A 22,370-nucleotide genomic window follows, 5' to 3' on the forward strand; every position below is an offset into this window, starting at 1 on the left:
TTAGAATCATATTGAATTTAATAATAACGGTTCGTTGTTTAACAGTAGTTTTTTAGATAAGGGAAATAGCAGTGGTATTTAATTATTTAGTGTATGTGAGTAATAAACGATCAGATACTATTTCTTTTTCTAGTGTTAATCCTTCCATTTGAAAGCGTTTAAGCATAGACCGTCCAACATTTACATAAATTTCTTCTTCAAATAAATTACTAGGTATTGGAAGCTCACAATTTATGTTTCCTGATTTTTTTGTCCCATCAATACTAAGGGCAACATATGCCCCGCGTTTTTTACACTTTTCAATTTCATTGAATAATTCTTCCAATTTAAAGTCTTGGCCTCCATACAATATAGCTTGGCTATGCTTATATGGCGGATCACAATATATGAAGTCACCAGCATTGGCTAATCTCATGGCTTTTTTGTAATCCATTAGTTCAAATTGTGTGTGCTGCACTCTTTCATGCCATATATCAGTGCGTTTGTTAAAGCTTTCAGGTCTTATCGGTTCATGTACGCCACATGGTGTAGACATATAACCATCAGCCTTTCTAAATCTCACAACTCCACCATAACATGCTCTACATAAAAATAAGAGGTCAGCTCCATTAGGGTTTGCATTATATGAAGCTTTAATTTTCTCATATCCATCTTTCTTAGTATTTCCATGAGCAATTAACCACCTTTGTTCATACCATTCCTTTAAAACATTAGGTTCATTTTTGAGTGTGGTAAAGATTTCAATTAATGGCTGAAAAGCATCAGAAGCAAGTGCATCTTTAGGTGATAACGTCGAAAGAATTGCGCCACTACCTAAGAATGGTTCATAGTATCGATTAAATTTATCAGGGAAATATCCAACAATTTCATGTGCAAATTTTTGCTTATTTCCCACCCACTTTAGAAGTTGTGTAGTAAATGGTTTTACATGTAGAGAATCATCAAATAGTAATGTCTGCATCATATTTATTTATCAAAGTAATAAGTCTTGGGTTTTATAATATTCTGATATGGGATATTCCACAATAGGATATACAATCCTTTTATGGCTGGTGGAACTTATATCGAAAGAGAAATATTACATAACCTTTTAAGGCAACAACGTGATGAAGCTGGGCTTCGCCAGGTGGATGTTGCTAAAAAATTAGGTAAGCCTCAATCATACATCAGTAAATATGAAACTGGTGAAAAAAATCTTGATATTATTGAAATCAAAGAGGTTTGTGAGGTGCTAGGAATTAAGCTCTCTGATTTTGCAAAAAAACTTGAAAATAAACTATGAAAGCAAGCTCGCAATTTTCTAATATGCCTAAGTCATTCTGGGCAACTGTAAGAAGTATAAGTCAAAAAGTTGGGTACACTGTCAGAGGTAAAGGAATTGTTAAAATACCAACTATAGATGAAGTGCATCAAGCCTTTATTGATCTTCATCTTAATCCTGAAGAAATCAAGAAAAATGATACTCCTACACAATTAGCAAAAAATTTAAAATCATATTATGAGTATAGAGCAGAAATTCTTAATAATTTTGTAGAGCCAAGGCTCATGGATGCTGATAGAGCTAAGAAAGAATTTGAAAAGCTATTTGATGCTTTAAATCCTTCATGTCCAATTCCTATGAATAAACAAAAAGGTGATAAAAAAGCTCCTGCATACTTCACATGTATCATAAATATGATTGTGGAGACAAAAGCAAAAAATATAGGCTGTGATTATGATCCACGGGAACTAACTACTGTTACAACAAATGGTGTTCCTTTAAGAACTTTAGCTAGGCGTGTTGATGGTGCTTTTCCTAGTACGGTTAATCCTACAGCTATTTGGGAAGTTAAAGAATATTATTACACTACTACTTTTGGTAGTCGTGTTGCTGATGGTGTGTACGAAACATTACTTGATGGTATGGAATTGGAAGAACTTTATGAGCATGAAAAAATAAAAGTTTATCACTGTCTCATGATTGATTCTCACTACACATGGTGGAATTGTGGAAAATCATATTTATGTAGAATTATTGATATGATCCATATGGGATATGTAGATGAGGTTTTATTTGGTTATGAAGTTATTGAAAGGTTGCCTACTTTAGTTCAAGAATGGATTTGTATTATTAATGATGAAAAGCTTTTATGATGAAATATCCTTTTTAATTTAACAATAGTGGTTCAATCTTTAATAATAATGTATTTTCTGTCAGAATGACCAGCGTTATTTTTTATAATTGCATTGGAAATTAATATGAGTTCTCGTAATAAATATTTGTTGATTTTGGCTTCTATTTTTATGTTTTTAAGTATTCTTTTAGGATTGATTAATTAACTAGAGATTGTGACTACGATTACTTATGATGTGCTTTTCTTTTTGTTATTGTTTGTTGCTGCTAACTTTATTTTTTATCAACTCTTGCATAAGATGCTTAAAACTTTAGAGCAACTTAAATTTAAGACCGATAGTTTTTTAAAACCAGTTGATTTGCAACGTATTGAAAATCTTGAAGCTGCTGTTGCTGATTTTAGACAATTGGTTTCTGTTCAGAATAAAAAGATTGCTATCTTGACTCAAAAACTAGATAAGAAGTGATTTTTAAAATAGCTTTGCCCAAAAAGTAGGGCTATTTCAATTATTAACTTTTAGTTGACTTGTAATCTTAACGTTTACTACAATACACCCCATACTATATAAATCCTTCAACTAACTTACAGTACTTGATTTAAACAAGGGCTTTATATAGTTAAAAATCTTTCTGTTTAACTAATGATTGGGGGTTTATATGACATCTGATGATGTTGTTCAATCTGATATAAAGGTTGCTGATACTAAGGATTCAAATTCTAAAGAAACTGATTCTAAAAAGGGTAAAGAATCTTTTCTTTTTGTCTTTGATTCTGTAGCTGATTTTTTAGGCTCATTTTTGGATGCTGTTCTTCATGCTTTAACTCTTGTTCTTGTTGTTCTTCTTCTCCCTCTTCTTTTTCTCATATCGCCAGTTACTTCTACTATTTCAGTATCTTCCGATTTTCATTTATTCAAACAACAATCTGTTAAAGAAATTAAATTATTACCTTCTGAACAAACCTATTTTGAGCAACAACTTTCTGGTCAAGTGCCTAAAGTTGAATCTCAGCATGTAAGTCTTATTTTGGACGTTTTACAAGGTGCTAATACACTTCTTGATTTTTCTTTAGATGATGTACTTTCTTCTGTCACAAAACATGAATTTACAGCTCTTCATTTTTTTGAACGATGGTTTCGTAAAATATCTGAGGCTCAATCTTTACCTGAAGTTTCACAATTACCCATTGATTTTCGTTTAGCTTATATTGAATATTTTTCAAGTTTAGAAAGATATTTGCAAGCATCTCAGGAAAGACTTGATTTTGTTAACTCTAATGGTTTTTTTGATATGCTTATTTTAGCTCGTTTTTACTTGTATTCTGATAAGTCTTTGATAGATCATTCTTATGTTAAACGTCGCCGACAAGCATTGAATTCAGCACTTGAAAGATTTAAACAAGCTCAATTAAAACTAAGAAGTGTAGGCATTCAATATGGAGTGGATGTAAAAACGCATTTTCCTTCCTCTTATCAACCCATTCATCAATTTGAACCTTTCAAATCTCATTTAGATTAATTTACTAACAAAAATGGCTCTATCCCAAAGATAAAGCTGTTTTTGTTATTTTTCTTCTTTTAGAGATTTTAGTAAGTTTTCTATACCTTCAAAACCTTTCTTTATTTTTTGTAGTTCACTTTCAAGACTATTAATTAATCCTTCCTTAGAATTTGGGTCTTCGCTGTTAATGTCTCTTTTTCCAAACATAATATATTTAACGTCAACTCCTGTTGTCATGATTTTTTCAAAATAGTTTGGGTTTGGTTTTCTCACATCTCGTTCGTAATTGCTTTGGGTTTCTTTTGTTACATCTCCATTTTTTCCAAATTCTGTTTGATTAAGCCCGATTCTAAGTCGTTCTTCTTTTAACCGCTCACCTAGAGTTGACATTTTGTTAATTCTCCATAAAAAGTTAATTATAAAAATAACGTAAATAACGTTTACATGTTGCCTTATTGTTTACTATGGTACTTCTCAAGACATACGGACACAGGCCTACAAAAGCCAGCATAGTTAAACAATGACCGTATATAGTAAAACATTGACGAAAAAATAACACATTACATGTGATAGGAATTTAGCCATGTTGTACCTAACCAAGACAGACACACGCCTTACCTGCGTAGCTTCACAAAGAAGTTTTATGTCTATCGTTTGGTATACAGCAAAAGCTATGAACGGAAAGCCAATAGGCTCAAAAGCTTATCTTAAACAAGCAACTGCTTTTGTTCAATCGTGGAATAAAAAAGCCTGTACAGGTGGCATATTTCATTTAGTACCTGTTAAATCACGATCTCATGTTGATTTAACGACATCACATCAACAATCCCTTGTTGATACTTTATTCGCTCAATGCTTACCCTACCCTTTTCCAAAATTGAGCGGCGTTTTCTCCCTGAAAGCACCAATCAGTTTTGGCTTTTTCTCATATCCCGTCACCCTATTCAAACAGGCAAATAAACTCCTGCTCAAAATCCAATTAACTAGAAAATCATAAGGGTAATTTGATGACTGAGGTTATTAAACAACAGGCTTTATTTGAACAACAAGCACAGCAAATGTTAACTAAATATGCTTACTGCTTTGTTCCTGTGGTCACTAAACAACGTCTTGGATTAGATGCGGGCTTAGGCATTAATCGAGTAGATACCATGCTTAGGACTGGTGTATTACCTTCTTATTCATTAGGTACAGTAAAACTGGTTAATTTGGCAGCAATGTTTGTTCAAAAAAATATGTTGCCATCAGTGTTATTGCCTAATCCAATACCAAAGGAACGTTTTGCTGACTTAGTGGGTACGTCCACATCGGCGGTGCAAGGTTGGATAAATAACGGTTATTTACCTACGGTTAAAAAAGGCAAATATCGTTTGATAGATTTATTAACACTGTTTTCTAACTGTGTATCGTTAAATAAATCCGTAACTTACGATTTAAAGAGGTTGCAGAATTGAAGAAAAGAAAAGAAAAGAAAAGAAAAGAAAAGAAAAGGGAAATACATGTGTGATGTTAGCACATTTTAACAATGACAGTTGTATGAAGGCGAACTTGTGCAACTGTGATTTTTAGAAGGATTTAGGACTATGGATGACTTAAAACAACAGGTTCTTAATTTAGAACGTGAAAATGCTTAATTGAAAGGAGAAAATCAAGCTTTAAAAGATAGAGCTGATTTTTTCTTTAAACAATAGGATGACGTTAGCCTTCGTTATAAAGTTTTTTTATATTTTGTTTTTGTTTTTATGGCATTTTCAAATATTAAATTGGTAGGGGATTGGTCGTTATGAACTTGCAGCAAGCGATGGAACTTACTGAATGTAGATGGGCTTATTTATGATTTTGAGGGAATTGAATTAACCCCAAGACCAGAAAAAGCTTTGGAAATTATCCATATTTTATCTTCCGATATTTGGGATCAAGGCACTGTTTCTATTAATGTTGATTTTATTTTTTCGGGGTTTTCAATCTCTAACCGTTTTCAGGCTATCAGTTGCTTGTCTGAATATTTAAATACTCTTAGTACAAGAATTGATAGTGACGTAATGAGTAATAAAGAGGCTTAAGAATTTAACTTTTCAATTGATGAAAAAACTAAATTTAAAAACTTATCAAGTTTATTTAAGGAAAAATAGCGAAATGAAATTAGGAACAGAAGGATTGAAGATGAAAAGACAGTAGAGAGCAAATACAAGATTAAAGAAAAACCAATTATGACAAACTGCTAGAGAAATTTAAAAAACTCTACTTACAAGAACAACACAAGGAAAAACCATCTGCAATATTAGTGGAATTTTAATTTAGCTCACTAACTATTGGTTTTTTATGGATACAACAACTCTTATATTCGGGACATACCTATTCCACCCTACATAAATATTTTATACAAACGATTGATTTATTTTGATAAAATTCATCAGGTATCAGTGGCAGTTTAAAAAATCAAATTATAACAACGCAGAGTATATTCATTAAACCGCACATACACTCTCTAATATTTTACAGTTTTTTCGGTGATTGAGAACTTTCCCTAATTTTAGACTCCAAGAAACTTAGATTATTTTGCGTAACATCAATTAAACAGCAAAATCTATCTTTTAATTTCATATTTTCACTCAGCAATGCCCCTCAAAACACGTTATACTAAATCACATCTCGTTTAGTTGAAACTAAAGGATTTTATCTTATGAGAATGTTAACATTTTGGACTATTTTACTGTGTTCTTCAGTGACAATTGCAGCAGAAATTGATCTTAGCAAAGCCTATATTATTCCTGATGGTACGCCAAATTCAAATGAATTAGTGATTGGTGGGGTTGAAACAAGCAATGGCGATACGATTTTAGTTGAAGACTTTTTGCTTAATTTTTTTGTAGATGCTGATAATGCACAACAAGTTGATTTAAGAAGTACCAGACAAGCCGTTGATGCTGACTTATTACAACAACGTTTACGTGGCACGGTATGGATAGGTGAATATGATAGTGGACAAACGGTTTATCTTACTCGTTTCACATTTCAAACCATTCAAAATGGATTTGTAGTCGGTGAGATGGAACATAAAACCGCTGAGCCAGAACCGAGTAAAAAGCTGGTTGTACAGGTATTAGGAGAAATTCGAACTCAATTTCTCGTCGATTTAGATGCAGAAGACCCTGATAATGAGCTGACTTGGGTTGATGCGAGCGAATTGAGTGATGACACTTTTTATCCTGAGTCTTACATAAGACATTTAATCCGTTTGCGTCGTGGCAATAGTATCGAAACCATTCATCCAGGACGGGGTTGGGGACGGTTTAATGTATATGATTTAGCGTTGGAAAATGCCGAGTTGCGCGGTAGTATTTATGTGCCTTCAGAAAATTATCGCAGTGCGGAAACCTTTGGAAATGGCTTCGTTAGCCTAACTGAAGAAATAGCCATCCCGATTATTAGAGATGACAATGTATTTGAATAATGCGTCGTCGTTAAAAAATCCCGTTTAAAACTAAAAACCAACCGATTTCCCTCTTTAGTTGTATTATTATCATCTTGTAATATTGATATAACTATTGAGGTATTTCTGGCTAGCTATATGCCAGTGTAGCAGCTGTAGTCTTTTTTATTAATTCAGGAGGAATGATGCGTTATTGGATTTTTGCTTTACTAGCCCTATTTTCTAGTGCCACGTTAGCTGAAGTGAGCCCTTGTTATTATAAAGTGACTCAAGTTAAGCAAGACGATATGTTATGGATTCGTTCAGGCCCTAATATCAAATATCAGCGTGTGGGTGCTATTCCTCCTTCTGCCACAGAAATTACAGCGACAGGTGTAGATATTAGTGTTGATAACACTTTTTGGTTGCCGATTCGTTATCAAGGTATTTATGGCTGGGTCAATCGTGATTTTTTAACTGAAGATTGCCGTTGTGCTTATCAAGTTGAAGGGGTTAAATCAGATGACCAATTATGGGTGCGTGCAGGCCCTAGTGTGAAACACGAAAAAGTTGGTGCAATCCCATATAATGGGACTGGCGTTCAAGTGACAGGTCTTTCTGTCCAAGTACAAAAAGATTATTGGGCAACCATTCGCTATAACAACATCGAAGGTTGGATCAATCTAGGTTATGTGACAAAACAATGTGATTTTGTGCCTTTGTCTCAATGTGATTATAAAGTGAATAATGTGAAAGCGGATGATACCTTGAGTATGCGCTTTGGCCCTAGTACCAAGTATGAAAAAGTGCTTGCAATTCCATCAGATAAAAGTACCATCAAATTGATGGGGGAGGGTATTAAAGTGGGTAAAACCACTTGGATACCGATTCAATATGCAGATAAAACAGGCTGGGTTAATCAGCATTATGTGCAGAAAAACTGTCAGACACCTAGTGTTATAAAACAGTAATTATAAAATTGGGGATATTCTTGCTTTCCTAGTTTTGGACGGCCTTAATCGCATAGGTTTAATTTATGAAATGGCAACACTTTATTTTAGTTTTAGTATTTAACTCTTTGGCCTTCTCGGCACATGCTGTAGATTTGCTTAACCAAACGGTTGACAAAGCACTACAAGCACAGTGCCTAGACCAAAGCCAAACTGCGGTTAGCATCGTATCGATTCCAAGAGGAGAGCAGGTTTATAGCTATAATCCAAGTACACCATTACTTCCTGCTTCGACCTTAAAAGTAGTAACAACAGCAGCCTCATTAAATTATTTAGGCCCTGAGTTTCGCTTTCACACCCGAATTTATCATACAGGTCAAAGATCGGGCAGCACCATTAAAGGTGATCTTGTCATCAAAGGCGGAGGAGACCCGAAACTGAGTGCTGAGAATTTATGGCGCATTGCGGAACAATTAAAAGACAGCGGTGTTGATTTAGTGACAGGTAACTTAATTTATGACATCTCATTTTTTGATGGTTTAGATAAAGCCCCAGCGTGGGAAGAAGTTCGCAGCCAACGTGCTTATGATGCAAAATTATGCGCGTTATCTTTAAACTTCAATACGATTACAGTACATGCGTTACCTACTATTCCTGGCCAGCCGCTCAAAGTATGGTTAGAGCCTGCACCACGTTATATCCAAATTATTAATGAAACTCGGACGACTTCTCGCAGTAAAAATACTATTTCAGCAAAACGGGGTATTACCGAAAATGGACAGACTTACATTAAGATAGCTGGACGTTTATCAAATAAATCGGCTGAAAAAATCATTCGTTTAAATGTGCTAAATCCATCGCGCTATGCAGTTGAAAGTTTCCGCAATATTTTAGCTGAGATAGGGATTCAAGTTGCAGGACAAACCTTGCGTACCGTAACACCAAGTAGTGCCAAATTATTATATACGCATTCATCAGAACCTTTATCTTTGATTTTGAAAGAATTAAATACATTTTCTAATAATTTCATTGCAGAACAAATTATAAAAACCATGGCAGCGAAACAATTAGGTCAACCGGGTAGTCATGCTGAAGGTTTGCAATTAGTAGCAAATTTTCTACGTGAATCAGGCGTACATACCCGTGGTTTGATTTTAGCTGATGGCTCAGGTTTGTCGCGACGCAATCGTTTCACAGCACAGGCGATGACCGATTTATTAGCTGAGATTTATCCACGCTTTGATATTGGCCCTGATTTTCTGGCCTCATTGCGGGTGATGGGTGCAAATGGCGTGCATTCTAAGCGATTGGCGAATTCTCCTGCAAAAGCTAAAATTCGAGCTAAAACAGGCACATTAAGAAAAGTCAGCACGCTAACAGGTTATGTACCGAGTCAAACAGGTGATTTATATGCGTATGCCTTCTTTTTGAATAATAATCGTTGCGGTTATCGCGGTGCGGATAAGATTGAGGATAAGATTGTCAACGCAATTTATCAACATGGTGGTCGCTCGATGTACAGTGCAAACCGTTCTTTATCTCCAAGCCGTAGTATGCAGTAATTTCAAATATTAAATGGGCAGTCTTATTGAATTATTTCAAAATAGGACTGCCACTCTCTTCAATTTAAAATTATTTTTTGGCTCTTAATCAATATCTTAGATTCTGCCGTAATTGTCATCAAAACGGACAATATCATCCTCACCAAGATAACCACCAGATTGCACTTCAATAATTTCTAGAGGGACTTTTCCTGGATTTTCCAAACGGTGTTTTGTGCCCAAAGGAATGTAAGTAGACTGATTTTCAGTCACGATAAACGTTTCTTCACCACAAGTTACTTTGGCCGTGCCTTTCACAACAATCCAATGTTCTGAGCGATGATAGTGCATTTGCAACGACATACACGCACCGGGATTTACCATAATACGCTTAACCTGAAAACGCGATTCAACATCAATATTTTCATAAGTACCCCAAGGTCGATGTACTCGGCGATGTAAATTCACTTCTTCACGGTTTTGTTGTTTCAGCTTTGTCACAATTTTCTTAATATCTTGCACTTGGTCTTTATGTGCAATCATCACCGCGTCAGCCGTTTCAACCACCACATGATCTTCTAAGCCAATCGCGGCAATTAAACGATATTCCGACCGTAAATAGCAATTTTTTACATTTTCGGTTAGTACATCACCATGATAGACATTGCCATCCATATCTTGATCCGAAATTTCCCATAAAGATGACCATGAACCCACATCATTCCAACCTGCATCCAATGGAATCACAATCGCATCTTGGGTTTTTTCCATTACTGCATAGTCAATGGAATCGCTAGGAGAAAGCTTAAATGCGGCTTTATCTAAACGTAAAAAATCAATATCTTCAATTGCATTTTCTACTGCCTGATGACATGCACCATACATATCAGGATTAAATTTTTTTAATTCTTGTAAATAGCGTTCGGCTTTAAACATGAACATACCACTATTCCAATAATAGTCACCAGATTGTACATAATATTCAGCGGTTGCTAAATCAGGTTTTTCAACAAATTGAGCCACTTTAAAAGCTTCAGTATCAGGAATCAGCACATCTTCGGTTTTAATATAGCCGTAACCTGTTTCTGGATGTGATGGTACAATCCCAAAAGTGACTAAATCACCCTCTTGTGCTAATAAATAGCCCGCACTGACTGCATCACGGAAAACATCCGCATTTTTAATTACATGATCGGCAGGCAAGACCAGCAATGTGGCCTCTTTATCATAAATAAGTGCTTGAAATGCTGCGATTGCCACCGCTGGAGCTGTGTTTCGGCCAACAGGTTCAAGAATAATTCGCTGGGCGGATTGATTGATTTCGCGTAATTGTTCTGCAACAAGAAACCGATGGACTTCATTACACACCACAATGGGTTTATCTAATTGAGGTAAACCATTGAGACGTAAACTGGTATCTTGCAATAATGTATTATCGCCAACAAGTGCAAGCAGTTGCTTTGGATAATATTCACGGGAAAGTGGCCATAAACGACTACCTATACCACCAGACAATATGACAGGAGTGAGCATAATAAGTTTTCATAATAATAAGTAATATTTGTTGCCCATTTTATCAAGAAAAAAACCTCACAATAAAGTTATTCAGTTTTGATTAGCAAATAAACTGGAATTAGGCACTTGATTTATTCAAATAATCAGCTTCTTGGACTCCAAAGTTTCCTTTATTGTCCAAACTATTGATGTAAAGAAATCATGATTTTGTCTCGTTCTTAATATATGGGAACAAAAATAAGTTAATTACCATTACTAGAAATCTGTACTAATTATTCACATCGTCATCAACTGAGCAATGAAACATTGTCTGACAAGTCTCTTATGTGCGTTTAGGTGGGCTGTAACGTGTCCACACCTAAGTCTTCAATCACAATGCGGTCAAAATGGCTAGCCAAATAATCACTTAATTCATGTAATACGGCTTGTCTTTGATTGCTAATACGAAAATGTAGTTTTGCCACTCGGAGCTTGGCTTTTGCTCGTCGTTGGCTACCTTTTTGTTTTCGTGACAAAGCACGTTGATATTTCTTGAGTTTATTAAGACTCACTTTTAATTTTTGGTTAGCGGGAAAAACGATTCCATTACTTAAAGTGGCTAAACTTTTAATCCCGAAATCCACACCAACACTGGGTTGACGGTCAACATCCTTTGGGTTGTATTCTTGGGTTTCAACTAAAATAGATGCAAAGTATTTCCCTGCTTTTTTACTTATCATGACCTGCTTAGCAATACCATCAAAACGTAGTTTTTGGCGCATTCGTATCTTGGTTTTGAGCTTTTCTATTCGCAGCAAACGTCCGTCAACATCAAATTTAGCTTTTTCTCGTAATGCAAAAGAATCATTGACACCTTTCTTTTTAAATTGCGGAAATCCTGCTTTTTGTTTGGCTTTAACTCGTCTGAAAAAGTGCTTGTAGGCATTATCTAAATCATCAATCGCATTACGAGTCACGCGGCTAGAGACTTCTGTATACCATTCGAATTGCGGGCGGATTGTTTTGATATAATACTGGTAAGCGGCAGATTTAGACCATTTGTTATCTTTGAAATAAGCGAGTAATTGGTTGTAACAATGACGACGTGAACCACACGCTTTATCTAAATAGACAGCTTGTTCCTTTGTCGGTCTGAGTTCAACTTTATGCGCTAACAACATCATTTAAAGCGTCCATTAACTTCTTATGGCTATGACTACCATGTAAGCGAGCAGAAAATACGGTATCGTCATATCTTGTCTCACCTTTCATTTTCCTCGCTGGCAATCACTATCCTGTCAATTCCCACTTCCTTAACTGGGCAGGACTTGAACCTAGTATCTTTGCAGCTTCACCTATTTTTACAAGTTTTTTTAACATTAGTACATCAATAGTGAAAATTAGTGTGGATTTAAAGTTGCAGTTATTACCCCCTCAGCCTTGCATCATGCAGGGCTTTTTTTTGCTAAAGCAACCTGAGTTCAATGTGAATTTTAGTATTTCATAATTGATAAATCAGTTGTTTAGCTTGCTCACCAATAAATTAAATTGTAACCATAAATCTTCATACTGAACTTGATAGACCACAAATAATTCATTGCTAATGGTCTGTAAATCAATCGTTGCTCGGCGTTTTTCACCTAATTTCAATCGTATAAAATCCACATTAAAATCTGCTTCTAACAAGTATTTATCTGTAGACTTTAAAGTCACGGTAAAGCTGCCATCTGCGTTGTACAATATTTTTTCTATATTATCAAATTGTTGCAATAAATCTATCAAACGATTTGGATAAATAACGGTGGGGTAAATTTTTTGTTTTGAACCATCAGCATAAGTCATTTGTGCTTCAGAACGCGCCCGAAAGTTATTAGGAAAATCTAAATCATTGGGGAATTCCATTCCAAACCCACAATCAAAGCTACAAAAATCATTGGGTGCTGGTTCAATAAATGCGTCAAACATACCAATCATCATCACATCAGTTTCAAATCGAATTTGGCGGCGGGTCGTTACTGTTTGATTAAATCCCATCATCACATCACCTTGAGAACTGAGTACAATTTGACTGTCTTGGCCTAAAGCTCGTTGTAAATCTACAGGATTATTAGGGGCAGGAATTAACACAAAGGTTTGAAAATCAGGTGTAGTCATCCGAAAATAACCATTTTCAAGCACTTCGATCCCAACTTTTACATTCAATGGTGCTTGTTCAATATTATTCGTATTGGGCATAAACGCAAATACAGTCCCTTCATATTCATCCGTACCCACGATGTTAAATATCCCAAATTGGTTTTGGGTAAAAATAAATTTACTTAAATCAAGCTGATCCAAACGTGGCACTTTTAAGCTTGCATTGAAACTATTTCGCACTGTATTGCCAGTACCTAAACCTGCAAATCCAATACGGCTATTAGTATTGATAATAAAAGGTAAATCAATGTTATTTGATATATTTTGATTAGAAAATGCGGGAAAGCTCAGCAAAGCCTTTTCTGGTGCAGTTAATGCACCCGTTTGTACATCAATCTGCCATGTGTCAGGTAATAATGTTTGAATGGTTTCTATACTGATAAATTTGGGATTTAAATTCGCGATAATTTTGCTGATAAGCGTTGTATTTTGCCATTCTTCGATATTCAAAGCATTTAAGTGATGTTCAGTCCATAATTGAATTATTTCGGGGCTAAAAGCAGCAATATTATCACGTGTCAGCCCAGAAAATGCACTGACTGGAATATGTGAAAATTGTTCTGTTGTAAGATTATTAATAATACGTGGCGACATGAACTGCATTGATTCTGCAACGATACCTGCAAAGGCTTCGGCTGGGATTAATGCCAATTCATTGCTATCTAAAATGCGCCATAGCGTTGGCTCAAACATCATTTGTGCTGCAGTAAGTAGGCTCAATTGTTGTGGTTTAAGATTGAAATCTTGCAAATCAGGTGATTCAGTATCATTTGGAAAAATAACATTGATAAGTGTCACTTTAGCTGGTAATACGGTTGTGGGACTGAGACGGACATTTTTCAGAATAGAACCTTCAGCAATTTGTGCCATCCCAATAAATGGCGGATTGTTTAAATTGCCAATAATTTCCCCATCAATCACTCCACCAAATAATGATGAACCTGCTTGCAGTGTCATAAATCCTTTAATCGTACCAAAATTACGTACCCATCCAGTTAATTCACCTGTACCAAGACTCGATTTCAATATGGCATTTTCCGCAATAGTTATATTTTGCAATAATCCATTATTATCAATCTGACCCACAATAATACCGCCTGTTAAATCAGAATATTGAGTGAGATGAATGTCTTGCACCGTGCCTTGACTTTGATTCGAGCCACTCATTTTGCCGCCAATCAGTAGTGAATTCGGCAATAACTCAATACTTGCCACAAGACCTACACTTTGACTTTCATTTTCTAAGCGACCACCTGTTACAACACCTGCTTTTAAAATGGTTAAATTTCCTGAAACCTGATTTTGATTGGTGGTTGGTACAGGTACAATTCCCAGTTTTGGGGTTCTGGGTAAACCGTTATTGCCCGCAGTCACATTAGGTTGTTCTTCAGTCTCTGGTGGTAAAGTTGGCGGTTGTTCGGGTGGAAGTGTTGGCTCAGTTGGGGGTTGTTCAGGCGTGATAGGCTCTGGTTCAACAGGTGGTAATTCAGGTTCTGGAACGATTATCGGTTGTTCAGGTATTATGGGCTCAGGCTCAATAGGTGGCTGTTCAGGTATTACGGGTTCTGGCTCAACAATATCGCAATCTAAACTTGATACATTTAAAGAGGTTTCTGCCGATTGAGTGGTATTATCAAAAGCTAAAAGGCTGTAAGTGTAACTTGTGGCACATTCAACGCTATTATCTGTGAAACTAGTAGAATTTGCAGCTAAACTGCTTATTAATGTCCCATCGCGTGATAACTCAAAACCTGTTTCGGCATTATAATCATCTGACCAAGTTAAATTAATTGAAGTTTGTTGTATCGTGTTCGCTACAAAATTGTTGGGTGCGGTGCTTAACTCTGGACAGTCGTTGCTGGTGTTTTTTTCTGTTATTGCAGTGGATTGTGTCCCATCACTGGCAACGGCGACTAGACTATAAATATAAGTTGTCGCGCAATCAAATTCCGCATCAAGGAAATCGCTGGTATTTTTACTCAAGTCAAACTCAACAAGGCTGGTTTCATCATCCTCGATTTGACGAGTTAAAAGATAACCTGTTTCTGAGTCCGTATTGTCAGCCCAAATTAAATTCACTTCCGTATCCGTATTGCTGGTTTGTAAATTCGATGGGGCACATAATGCGGTACTGATTTCTAAACTGGTATTGCTGGAATTGCTTGCACTGCCTCGGGCTGCAATGGAATAACTGTATGCGGTTTCACAATTCAATCCAGTATCTTGATAAGTTTCAATATCACGCGCCAAATCAAAAGAAATTTCAATGCTATTGGTATCACGATTAAACCGTTGCAGCACAAACCCTAACTCTTTGCTACTGGTATCAATCCAAGTGAGCAATATCATATCGCTGCTGATATTTTCGACTTGAAAGTTGTCAGGGGAATTCGGTGGCGCAGGTGGACAAATATTGGTTTGGACTGTAATTGAGCTCGGGTCAGAATCGCCATCCGCATTGGTCGCAACGATGTCAAATGTGTAGCTGGTATTACATTTAGCTGCTTGAGAATAACTGCGGGTGCTGCTACTGACAGTCTTAACAGGGCTACCCGAGCGATAAATAGTAAAAGAATCAGCTACATTATCAGGATATGTCCAGCTAAAACTGGCTTGACTTGAATTATTTGTAGTGTCCTTTAAACCCAAAACATTATAAAGGATTTGTTCATCACCAAAGGTAAACACCGCATTGTCTGGAAAAGTCACATTACTGAAAATAGCGCTGCTGCCATCATTGCTATCTGCTGTGATTACAATGTCATAAGCTGAAGGCGTATCGGAATTATTGCCCAGTCCATCACTATCAATCATCAAAACCATATCCGAGCTTAAACTAAAACTACTGACATCGACTTCCATATTGACCGCAACGCCACTGGTATTGCGCACTTTCCATTCTTGTTGGATTCGTTTGCTGACGGTGAAATTATAATAACTATTCACAATTTGCGTCGTTACATATTGCGTCACATCATTGCTTAAACCAAAATTATCATTGCCCCATAAAACCGCTTGCCCATCGGCTAAACTGGTTTGCTCCATTGTGATAATACTGCCACTATCCACGCTTTTGGATTTGGTTTGATTTAAGTCATTGGCATCATCACGAATAATCCCCGCGATGTTGTTATTATAATCCCCTGTATTTGCACCACTGTTATAAGCGAAGGTCTCGCTCATATCCCATAAAATCGTGCCATCTGCTGCAATATAATTCACACTGTCTTGAAGCGTAATTCCATATTTTAAAGCAAGATAAGCGTTTACTTTTTGTAATTCATCATCAGTTAAGGCACGGTCATAAATAATAAATTCGGCTAACATACCTGAATAGTCAGCAATAGCACCACTATTTTTGCCTAAATACGCAGTATCATCGGGTAAAGATGCACCAATTGCCGAACTGGTATCATAATCAGAATAAATTAAACCGTTATAAAAACCATCTTTTTGACTATCGCCTGCAATATCATCTCTAACCCCAACTAACATTGAAATATTTGACGGCACACTGCTACTGTTAAATGCAGCCTTTCCATTCCCATCTAATGTGCCATTTTGCATCGCGATCCAAGTCACAATATTATCAGCATCCTCAAATTGAAACAGGACTTGATTATCCGTCCGTTTATGCATGACCACAATAATGGTGAGCACTCCAGAATTATTGATATTGGGTACATTTGAGATTTTTAAAAAACGCGCGGCATTGGTAAAGTCAAGATAAGGATTAAAATTAAAGGTTTCATCGCTTGAATCTTGTACAAATAAGGGATAATTACTGGTATTGGTAAAGTTATATCCATTACCTGAACTATCATCCCATTGAGTGATTTCATCAGAGGCGTTAATCATCACTGTTGTGGCATCATCGGCTCTTAGCCATAAGTTTAAATCACTAGAAATACCTGCAGGAGCTGCAAGAACATCAAAAGTGAGCACCAATAGAAGCATAGTAATGCAAAAAAATAGTTTATTTTCCAACGGCATGTTTTTATATGACTTTGTTTTAAATGTTTATAAAGAGGATTACTAGAAATAATAGATATTTTTAGTCATAAAACAAGTTAAAAATGATAATCGTTCTTACAAAGAGGCTCACAATCAAATGAATCCTATCTAACATTAAGTATTGGTTTTATTTTTACTATAGTCAGAATGAATTTAATCCCTGATTCTGCTTGTCCTTAAAGTATCCAAACCCTTATAGTTCCTCTATAATAAACAGTTATGGTAGTTAAAACATTTAAGGAGATGCCATGAAACATCTGACTCGATGGCTGGCGATGACTTTATTATTGATGTCATCTAATTTGTATGCCACCAGTGTCTATTACATTGCCAATAATGGTAATGATGCAAATGATGGGCTAAGTCCTGAAACAGCTTGGCAAACGCCCAGTAGAGTAAAACAAGAAATTTTCCCTGATGGTGCAAAAATCTTGTTAAAGCGCGGTGAAACATTCCGTGGTGAAATGAGTTTACACAAACAACCGCAAAACATCTCATTTGATGCCTATGGTGATGGCGACGCACCTATATTAAAAGGTAGTGTGCTTATTCAAAATTGGCAAAAAACCACCCATCCTAATTTAGACAGCAGTAAAGTCTATGAGGCAGATGTCACGCCGTTTATTACACCTAATTCTGACGGCACTTATGACCCAATCCAATATCTATTTGCTAATGATAGCATGATGACGATTGCGCGTTATCCTAACGTAGATTCACCTTTAGACAAAAACTGGTTAGTGATTGATAAAGGTACGACTAAATTAGGTAAAAATGCAATTAGTGACCAAGCATTAGTGGACTATAAAAAGCCTGATAATTATTGGAAAGGTGCGATTTTACGTTTACGTAACTATAGTTGGAGCTATCGTATTATACCGATTACTGGGTTCAATTCTGCCACAGGTAAGATTGTAGCAACCACCGATAAATACAGCATTGGTACTTATCAGTTACCTGATTGGGGCTATTTCATCGATGATAAATTAGAAGAATTAGATCACCCTGGTGAATGGTATTACGACCAAGATGCACGCAAAATCTATCTTTACCCTAAAAATAATGCCAACCCTAATAATTTGCAGATCGAAGGGATGTTTTATAGTTCTGGCATCACTTTGGGTAATAAGCAAAATGGCGCGACGATTCAAAATTTGAATATTCAACACTATACAGATGTTGCCATTGCCTTAAGCCAAACTAATAATGTCACGATTCAACACAATATTTTCATTCACAACTTACGTGCTTTAAAACCATTCAGTTGTGCAGATTTATACGTTGCAAATAATTATCTGGATCATCAAATAAAATCAGGTTTTGAATTATTTAGCCCTAATTCTTTTGATTTAGGCAATACTGTAATTGAGAAAAACTATATTACTAACACCGCGATGTATCGGGTTTATGGCTGGCGTTATAAAGGTGAATTCGGTGGGATTCCAATTTCTGTATTTAGTACAGGCTATAACGTGCGTAAAAACTTCATTGATACCAGTAGTTATGTCGGTATTTCATTACACGCAGGTGGTGAACATATTATTGAAAATAACTTAGTGATGAATACGCTGGCCTTATTAAATGATGGTGGCGCGATTGTTTATAACTCTGATAATACCAAAGTAAACGGCAATTTCACTTTGAATTCAATTGGCAACGTAGATGATTCTAACGGTTGTATGAGTTTAGCCAAAGACCCTTGTAACCATCACACTACTTATGGCATGGGCATCGGTTCAAACAGTAAATGGAAAGGTAACACCATTGAAGGCAATACGGTTGCGAACAACCAAGATGTTGGGATTCGTTTAAATGCGTTTATCAACACCACTGTACGTAACAATTTGACGTTTAATAATGATGTTGAAGTGCGCTTAGAAGATGAATTAGGCCCATCTTATGGCAACGTAGTTGAAAATAATACCTTAGTGCCTTTAGACCCTGAACGCATTGCTATTTTGCTGACCAATGATACTAATCACGGTCGTTATAACACTAACTTCTATTGCAACCCATATAATGATGTGTACTTAAAACGTGATGGCAAATCTTACTCATTGCCGCATTGGAAGAAAAAATTCCCTCAATACTCGACCACTGCAACTGAATGTAGCATCAAATTAGCCAGTTATAAATCAACGCCGATTGGTGGTAATTTAATGTCTAAAGGCAGCTTTGATGTTGATGAATCTAGTTGGGCTCCTGTTGGGGATTATCTTACATTCGATACGGGTAAATTGGACGGTGGTAGCTTGAAAGTGGTTTATCCTGCTGATAACGGCACGAAAACCAGCTTTACTATTTTTCAACAAAACACGTTCTCAATGACGGAGGGTTCTTGGTATAAAGTCTCATTTAGTACATTGGGCAAAACCTATGGTGGTGTGAGTTTGGCAATTGCCAGAACTAAGCCTGAATATATTTTCGTAGAACGCGCAAATTTTGCCATGGCGAATACACGTAAAGAGCATGAATATTATTTCCAAGCAGGTGAAACCTCTGATGCGATGAAATTATTGTTCACCATCACAGAGGACGATAGCAAAACCTATTGGATTGATAATATTTCTGTAGCTGAAGTGCAATTACAAGATACGCCATTAGCGACTGATATTGCTCAACTATTCATGAATCCAACTGAACGTTCTCATGATTTCAATTTGGGTAGCGCGACTTACAAAGGTTTAAATGGTAATGCTGTAACGGGCAACTTAACCCTTGCCGCTTATTCTTCAAAAGTATTGATGTTAGATGATGGTTCAAGTGCTGCGTCTGACGTGAATGATTGGGATGAGATTCGCCGTGAGTTGGTTCAAGAATATGTAGGGCATATTGTTAATCCTGATGCTGTGTTATTAGATGGTAGTGGTGGCACATCAACAACGCCTACAATCCCAATAGTTACCACCTTGGCAGTACCGCAATTAAGTCTCAATATTGTTGATACTACAGCAAACTTTACTTGGACGGCCGTTGCTAATGCGACCAGTTATGAAATTTATTATTCAACGGCTGAACGGCCAGACTTAGTGAATTTATTAGCTGAAATCGGTGGCACATCCCATAGCATTGAAGTATTACCGGGCTCTGCTTATAACGTCACTGTGGTTGCAAAAGCAGTTGTGAATGGGCAAGAAATTCGTAGCTCAAATTCTAATGTTGAAACCTTTGACGTGCCAGCACAAAATATTGCAGCTCCTCAACTCACTTCAACCGTAAATGGTAATAATGTGACATTGGATTGGACAAGTATTCCAAACGCTGAAATATATTATGTGTACTATGCACCCTATCCAAATGCAGAATCATTGGGTAAATTCCAATTTGCAGGTAATAGTGTCTCAGGTGAGTTAGCACCGGGTTCAGAATATTATTTTGCGGTGCTTGGTTTTGCGCGAATTAACGGCAAGCTAGTTGCAAGTGAAGTGTCTAATGTTGAAGTGGTGATTATTCCTAAATAACATTGCTTAACTTATGAATTAAAAAAGCTGGGTTAGGTTTGACTAATCTGGCTTTTTTTGTGATAGTTAAAAACAGAAAATCTGTTTAAATTTACTGTATATACATTGATAATTTATTTACTGGTCACTGAGAAGGAGTAGGATAATAATGAAATGGTTTACGGTGTTATTCCTGTTATTAGCAAGTTTTTCGGTTTGGGCTGGCGATGCGGCAAAGTTAAACTTTATTGGTTTTTCCGATGCGGGTAATTATCTCGCTTATCAACAGTTTTGGATTTCTGACGGTGAAGATGCAGCCCATGCTGAAATTCACATTATTGATGTTGAGCGAAATCGTCATACGATTCCACCGATTGTACATCATCATCCAGATAGCCACCAATTATCGACGCTACGTCAAAAAAATATCAAAGCAGCTTCAGGTAAGCTCAAAAAATATAAAATCCGCACCAATAATCAAGGCGATTTACTGGTATCTAAACGTTTCAACGATATTGGAGCAAATGGTAAACAAGTGCGTTTTTCAGTCGGTACACCATTGGCTAATATGCCAAATATCAAATATAAATTAAATTTGCAGGAACAAGGCAGTAATATTAATTGTGGTGCAGGCAAAGCTAAAATGTTTCACCTAACCTTGCTTAATGAAGGCGCGAAGAAAACCAAAACCTTGCAAAAAGATAGAAATATTCCAAAAGATCGAGGGTGTCCACTGGGTTATCGAATCCAAGATGTTTATGCTTATCATGAAGAATTTGTCGTGGTATTTTTAAATGTATTTCAAGCAGGTTTTGAAGGTAACAGTATGCGCTACATGATTGTAACGGGTACATTAAACTAGTTTTTGGAGTTAGATTTTGTCTCAAATTATTATTGCAACTAGTATTGCCCCTAAAAATATTGAAAACCAAAAGCTTGCAACAGAAAGCTGGGTAAAATGTGGCTTTAAAGTCGTTTCAGTTAATATTAAGCAAGAAATCAAACAATTACGCTCACAATTTCCACATGTCACTTTTCATGAAGCCAAGCGTGATGCACGTAAACAAGCAGGCCGCCCATTGGTTTATATTAAAGATGTTCTGGCCTATTTAGAAAAGCATGGCACGCCTGTTTGTGGCATTGTAAATTCTGATATTCATTTTAAAGCAGCACCACAAATTGTTGATTTTTTAGAACAATATACAAAAGGTGCATTGTTATTTGCCTCACGAATTGATGTCGATGATTTAGAGCAGCCTGCGGGGCGTACTTGGTGGCGTGGGATGGATACGTTTTTTTTTGATAAAAAAATCATCCCCTTTATACCTGAGTCTCGATTTTGTCTTGGTACACCTTGGTGGGATTTATGGTTTATTCTAATTGCATTAACCAAAGGCGTAGATATTCGTTATTTAACCACACCTTTTGCCTATCATATCGTACACCAATGGAATTGGGATGATGCCATGGCGATTCAGTATGGTGCGCATTTTGTTGAGTTTTTCGGAGCTAAGCCGACATCCGCCCAAGAATTGTTAAATTTAGCAAAAACAGATGAGAAACAAGCATTAGGTACATTGCAGCAAATTACCACAAGTAGTTATAACACAATCTTTTTATCGAAGAAAACCCAATGGATGGCTTATGACATGTATTCGGATTTATTAGATAAAAGCGAATAGATAAACTTCAAATTTAGCCTTACTTAGT

At 36.3% G+C, this 22,370-nt stretch carries 17 protein-coding genes; 12 read left to right on the top strand and 5 right to left on the bottom strand.

From position 1 onward, the window contains the following. Window positions 1-82 precede the first annotated feature (82 nt). The gene (locus ABXH34_RS02295) at window positions 83-964 is read right to left on the bottom strand and encodes a Dam family site-specific DNA-(adenine-N6)-methyltransferase (RefSeq protein WP_353570239.1); all 882 of its coding nucleotides are present in this window, start codon (window positions 962-964) and stop codon (window positions 83-85) included. An 81-nt stretch (window positions 965-1,045) separates the two neighbouring features. Here ABXH34_RS02295 and ABXH34_RS02300 point away from each other — a divergent pair, with 81 nt between their 5' ends. The 4 genes from ABXH34_RS02300 (at window position 1,046) to ABXH34_RS02315 (ending at window position 3,631) form a co-directional block, all read left to right on the top strand. After that, window positions 1,046-1,282, top strand: coding sequence for a helix-turn-helix domain-containing protein (locus tag ABXH34_RS02300; RefSeq protein ID WP_353570240.1), 237 nt, complete (start codon window positions 1,046-1,048; stop codon window positions 1,280-1,282). Next, complete coding sequence (locus tag ABXH34_RS02305) at window positions 1,279-2,133, top strand: DUF7687 domain-containing protein (RefSeq protein ID WP_353570241.1); 855 nt, start codon at window positions 1,279-1,281, stop codon at window positions 2,131-2,133. Before ABXH34_RS02300 ends, ABXH34_RS02305 begins: the two co-directional genes overlap by 4 nt. Before the next feature lie 195 nt (window positions 2,134-2,328). Continuing rightward, window positions 2,329-2,580, top strand: a complete 252-nt coding sequence (locus tag ABXH34_RS02310; protein ID WP_353570242.1) for a hypothetical protein — start codon at window positions 2,329-2,331, stop codon at window positions 2,578-2,580. Between the two features lie 190 nt (window positions 2,581-2,770). Continuing rightward, window positions 2,771-3,631, top strand: a complete 861-nt coding sequence (locus tag ABXH34_RS02315; protein ID WP_353570243.1) for a hypothetical protein — start codon at window positions 2,771-2,773, stop codon at window positions 3,629-3,631. A gap of 45 nt (window positions 3,632-3,676) precedes the next feature. Here the strand turns inward: ABXH34_RS02315 and ABXH34_RS02320 are convergent, their stop codons facing one another. After that, window positions 3,677-4,003, bottom strand: a complete 327-nt coding sequence (locus tag ABXH34_RS02320; RefSeq protein WP_353570244.1) for a helix-turn-helix domain-containing protein — start codon at window positions 4,001-4,003, stop codon at window positions 3,677-3,679. 193 nt (window positions 4,004-4,196) lie between these two features. Between ABXH34_RS02320 and ABXH34_RS02325 the strand changes: the two genes are divergently transcribed. The 5 genes from ABXH34_RS02325 (at window position 4,197) to dacB (ending at window position 9,537) form a co-directional block, all read left to right on the top strand. Then, the gene (locus ABXH34_RS02325; RefSeq protein ID WP_353570245.1) at window positions 4,197-4,610 is read left to right on the top strand and encodes a hypothetical protein; all 414 of its coding nucleotides are present in this window, start codon (window positions 4,197-4,199) and stop codon (window positions 4,608-4,610) included. A gap of 10 nt (window positions 4,611-4,620) precedes the next feature. Continuing rightward, on the top strand, window positions 4,621-5,067 hold the full coding sequence (locus ABXH34_RS02330; RefSeq protein ID WP_353570246.1) for a hypothetical protein: 447 nt from the start codon (window positions 4,621-4,623) through the stop codon (window positions 5,065-5,067). 1,229 nt (window positions 5,068-6,296) lie between these two features. Beyond that, window positions 6,297-7,067, top strand: a complete 771-nt coding sequence (locus ABXH34_RS02335) for a hypothetical protein (protein ID WP_353570247.1) — start codon at window positions 6,297-6,299, stop codon at window positions 7,065-7,067. Window positions 7,068-7,228: 161 nt separating this feature from the next. Continuing rightward, window positions 7,229-7,996 (top strand): SH3 domain-containing protein, encoded by a 768-nt coding sequence (locus ABXH34_RS02340; RefSeq protein WP_353570248.1) that lies wholly within the window; start codon window positions 7,229-7,231, stop codon window positions 7,994-7,996. 65 nt (window positions 7,997-8,061) lie between these two features. Then, a complete protein-coding gene (dacB, locus tag ABXH34_RS02345) occupies window positions 8,062-9,537 on the top strand; it encodes a D-alanyl-D-alanine carboxypeptidase/D-alanyl-D-alanine endopeptidase (protein ID WP_353570249.1) in 1,476 nt (491 codons plus the stop codon). Window positions 9,538-9,633: 96 nt separating this feature from the next. On the opposite strand, the gene ABXH34_RS02350 is transcribed toward dacB, so the two are convergent. The 3 genes from ABXH34_RS02350 to ABXH34_RS02360 form a co-directional block, all read right to left on the bottom strand. Continuing rightward, window positions 9,634-11,049, bottom strand: coding sequence for a mannose-1-phosphate guanylyltransferase/mannose-6-phosphate isomerase (locus tag ABXH34_RS02350; RefSeq protein WP_353570250.1), 1,416 nt, complete (start codon window positions 11,047-11,049; stop codon window positions 9,634-9,636). A 314-nt stretch (window positions 11,050-11,363) separates the two neighbouring features. After that, window positions 11,364-12,194: an RNA-guided endonuclease InsQ/TnpB family protein gene (locus ABXH34_RS02355; protein WP_353570251.1), complete on the bottom strand. Its 831-nt coding sequence runs from the start codon at window positions 12,192-12,194 to the stop codon at window positions 11,364-11,366. Between the two features lie 331 nt (window positions 12,195-12,525). Further along, the gene (locus ABXH34_RS02360) at window positions 12,526-17,163 is read right to left on the bottom strand and encodes a DUF8202 domain-containing protein (protein ID WP_353570252.1); all 4,638 of its coding nucleotides are present in this window, start codon (window positions 17,161-17,163) and stop codon (window positions 12,526-12,528) included. 305 nt (window positions 17,164-17,468) lie between these two features. Between ABXH34_RS02360 and ABXH34_RS02365 the strand changes: the two genes are divergently transcribed. From ABXH34_RS02365 to ABXH34_RS02375, 3 genes are all read left to right on the top strand, one after another. Then, a complete protein-coding gene (locus ABXH34_RS02365) occupies window positions 17,469-20,681 on the top strand; it encodes a right-handed parallel beta-helix repeat-containing protein (protein ID WP_353570253.1) in 3,213 nt (1,070 codons plus the stop codon). A gap of 148 nt (window positions 20,682-20,829) precedes the next feature. Continuing rightward, window positions 20,830-21,522, top strand: coding sequence for a DUF2259 domain-containing protein (locus tag ABXH34_RS02370; protein WP_353570254.1), 693 nt, complete (start codon window positions 20,830-20,832; stop codon window positions 21,520-21,522). 16 nt (window positions 21,523-21,538) lie between these two features. Further along, a complete protein-coding gene (locus ABXH34_RS02375) occupies window positions 21,539-22,342 on the top strand; it encodes a hypothetical protein (RefSeq protein ID WP_353570255.1) in 804 nt (267 codons plus the stop codon). Window positions 22,343-22,370: the final 28 nt, after the last annotated feature.

The organism is Candidatus Albibeggiatoa sp. nov. BB20, assembly GCA_016744725.1.
Taxonomy (GTDB): Bacteria; Pseudomonadota; Gammaproteobacteria; order Beggiatoales; family Beggiatoaceae; genus Albibeggiatoa.

Excerpts from the sequence above, each read along its gene's own strand:
- ABXH34_RS02330 (WP_353570246.1), top strand. The coding sequence starts at position 4,621 with ATGACTGAGGTTATTAAACAACAGGCTTTATTTGAACAACAAGCACAG.
- ABXH34_RS02360 (WP_353570252.1), bottom strand. The coding sequence starts at position 17,163 with ATGCTTCTATTGGTGCTCACTTTTGATGTTCTTGCAGCTCCTGCAGGT.
- ABXH34_RS02335 (WP_353570247.1), top strand. The coding sequence starts at position 6,297 with ATGAGAATGTTAACATTTTGGACTATTTTACTGTGTTCTTCAGTGACA.
- ABXH34_RS02365 (WP_353570253.1), top strand. The coding sequence starts at position 17,469 with ATGAAACATCTGACTCGATGGCTGGCGATGACTTTATTATTGATGTCA.
- ABXH34_RS02340 (WP_353570248.1), top strand. The coding sequence starts at position 7,229 with ATGATGCGTTATTGGATTTTTGCTTTACTAGCCCTATTTTCTAGTGCC.
- ABXH34_RS02315 (WP_353570243.1), top strand. The coding sequence starts at position 2,771 with ATGACATCTGATGATGTTGTTCAATCTGATATAAAGGTTGCTGATACT.
- ABXH34_RS02355 (WP_353570251.1), bottom strand. The coding sequence starts at position 12,194 with ATGATGTTGTTAGCGCATAAAGTTGAACTCAGACCGACAAAGGAACAA.
- ABXH34_RS02325 (WP_353570245.1), top strand. The coding sequence starts at position 4,197 with ATGTTGTACCTAACCAAGACAGACACACGCCTTACCTGCGTAGCTTCA.
- ABXH34_RS02300 (WP_353570240.1), top strand. The coding sequence starts at position 1,046 with ATGGCTGGTGGAACTTATATCGAAAGAGAAATATTACATAACCTTTTA.
- ABXH34_RS02370 (WP_353570254.1), top strand. The coding sequence starts at position 20,830 with ATGAAATGGTTTACGGTGTTATTCCTGTTATTAGCAAGTTTTTCGGTT.
- ABXH34_RS02350 (WP_353570250.1), bottom strand. The coding sequence starts at position 11,049 with ATGCTCACTCCTGTCATATTGTCTGGTGGTATAGGTAGTCGTTTATGG.
- dacB (WP_353570249.1), top strand. The coding sequence starts at position 8,062 with ATGAAATGGCAACACTTTATTTTAGTTTTAGTATTTAACTCTTTGGCC.
- ABXH34_RS02305 (WP_353570241.1), top strand. The coding sequence starts at position 1,279 with ATGAAAGCAAGCTCGCAATTTTCTAATATGCCTAAGTCATTCTGGGCA.
- ABXH34_RS02320 (WP_353570244.1), bottom strand. The coding sequence starts at position 4,003 with ATGTCAACTCTAGGTGAGCGGTTAAAAGAAGAACGACTTAGAATCGGG.
- ABXH34_RS02295 (WP_353570239.1), bottom strand. The coding sequence starts at position 964 with ATGATGCAGACATTACTATTTGATGATTCTCTACATGTAAAACCATTT.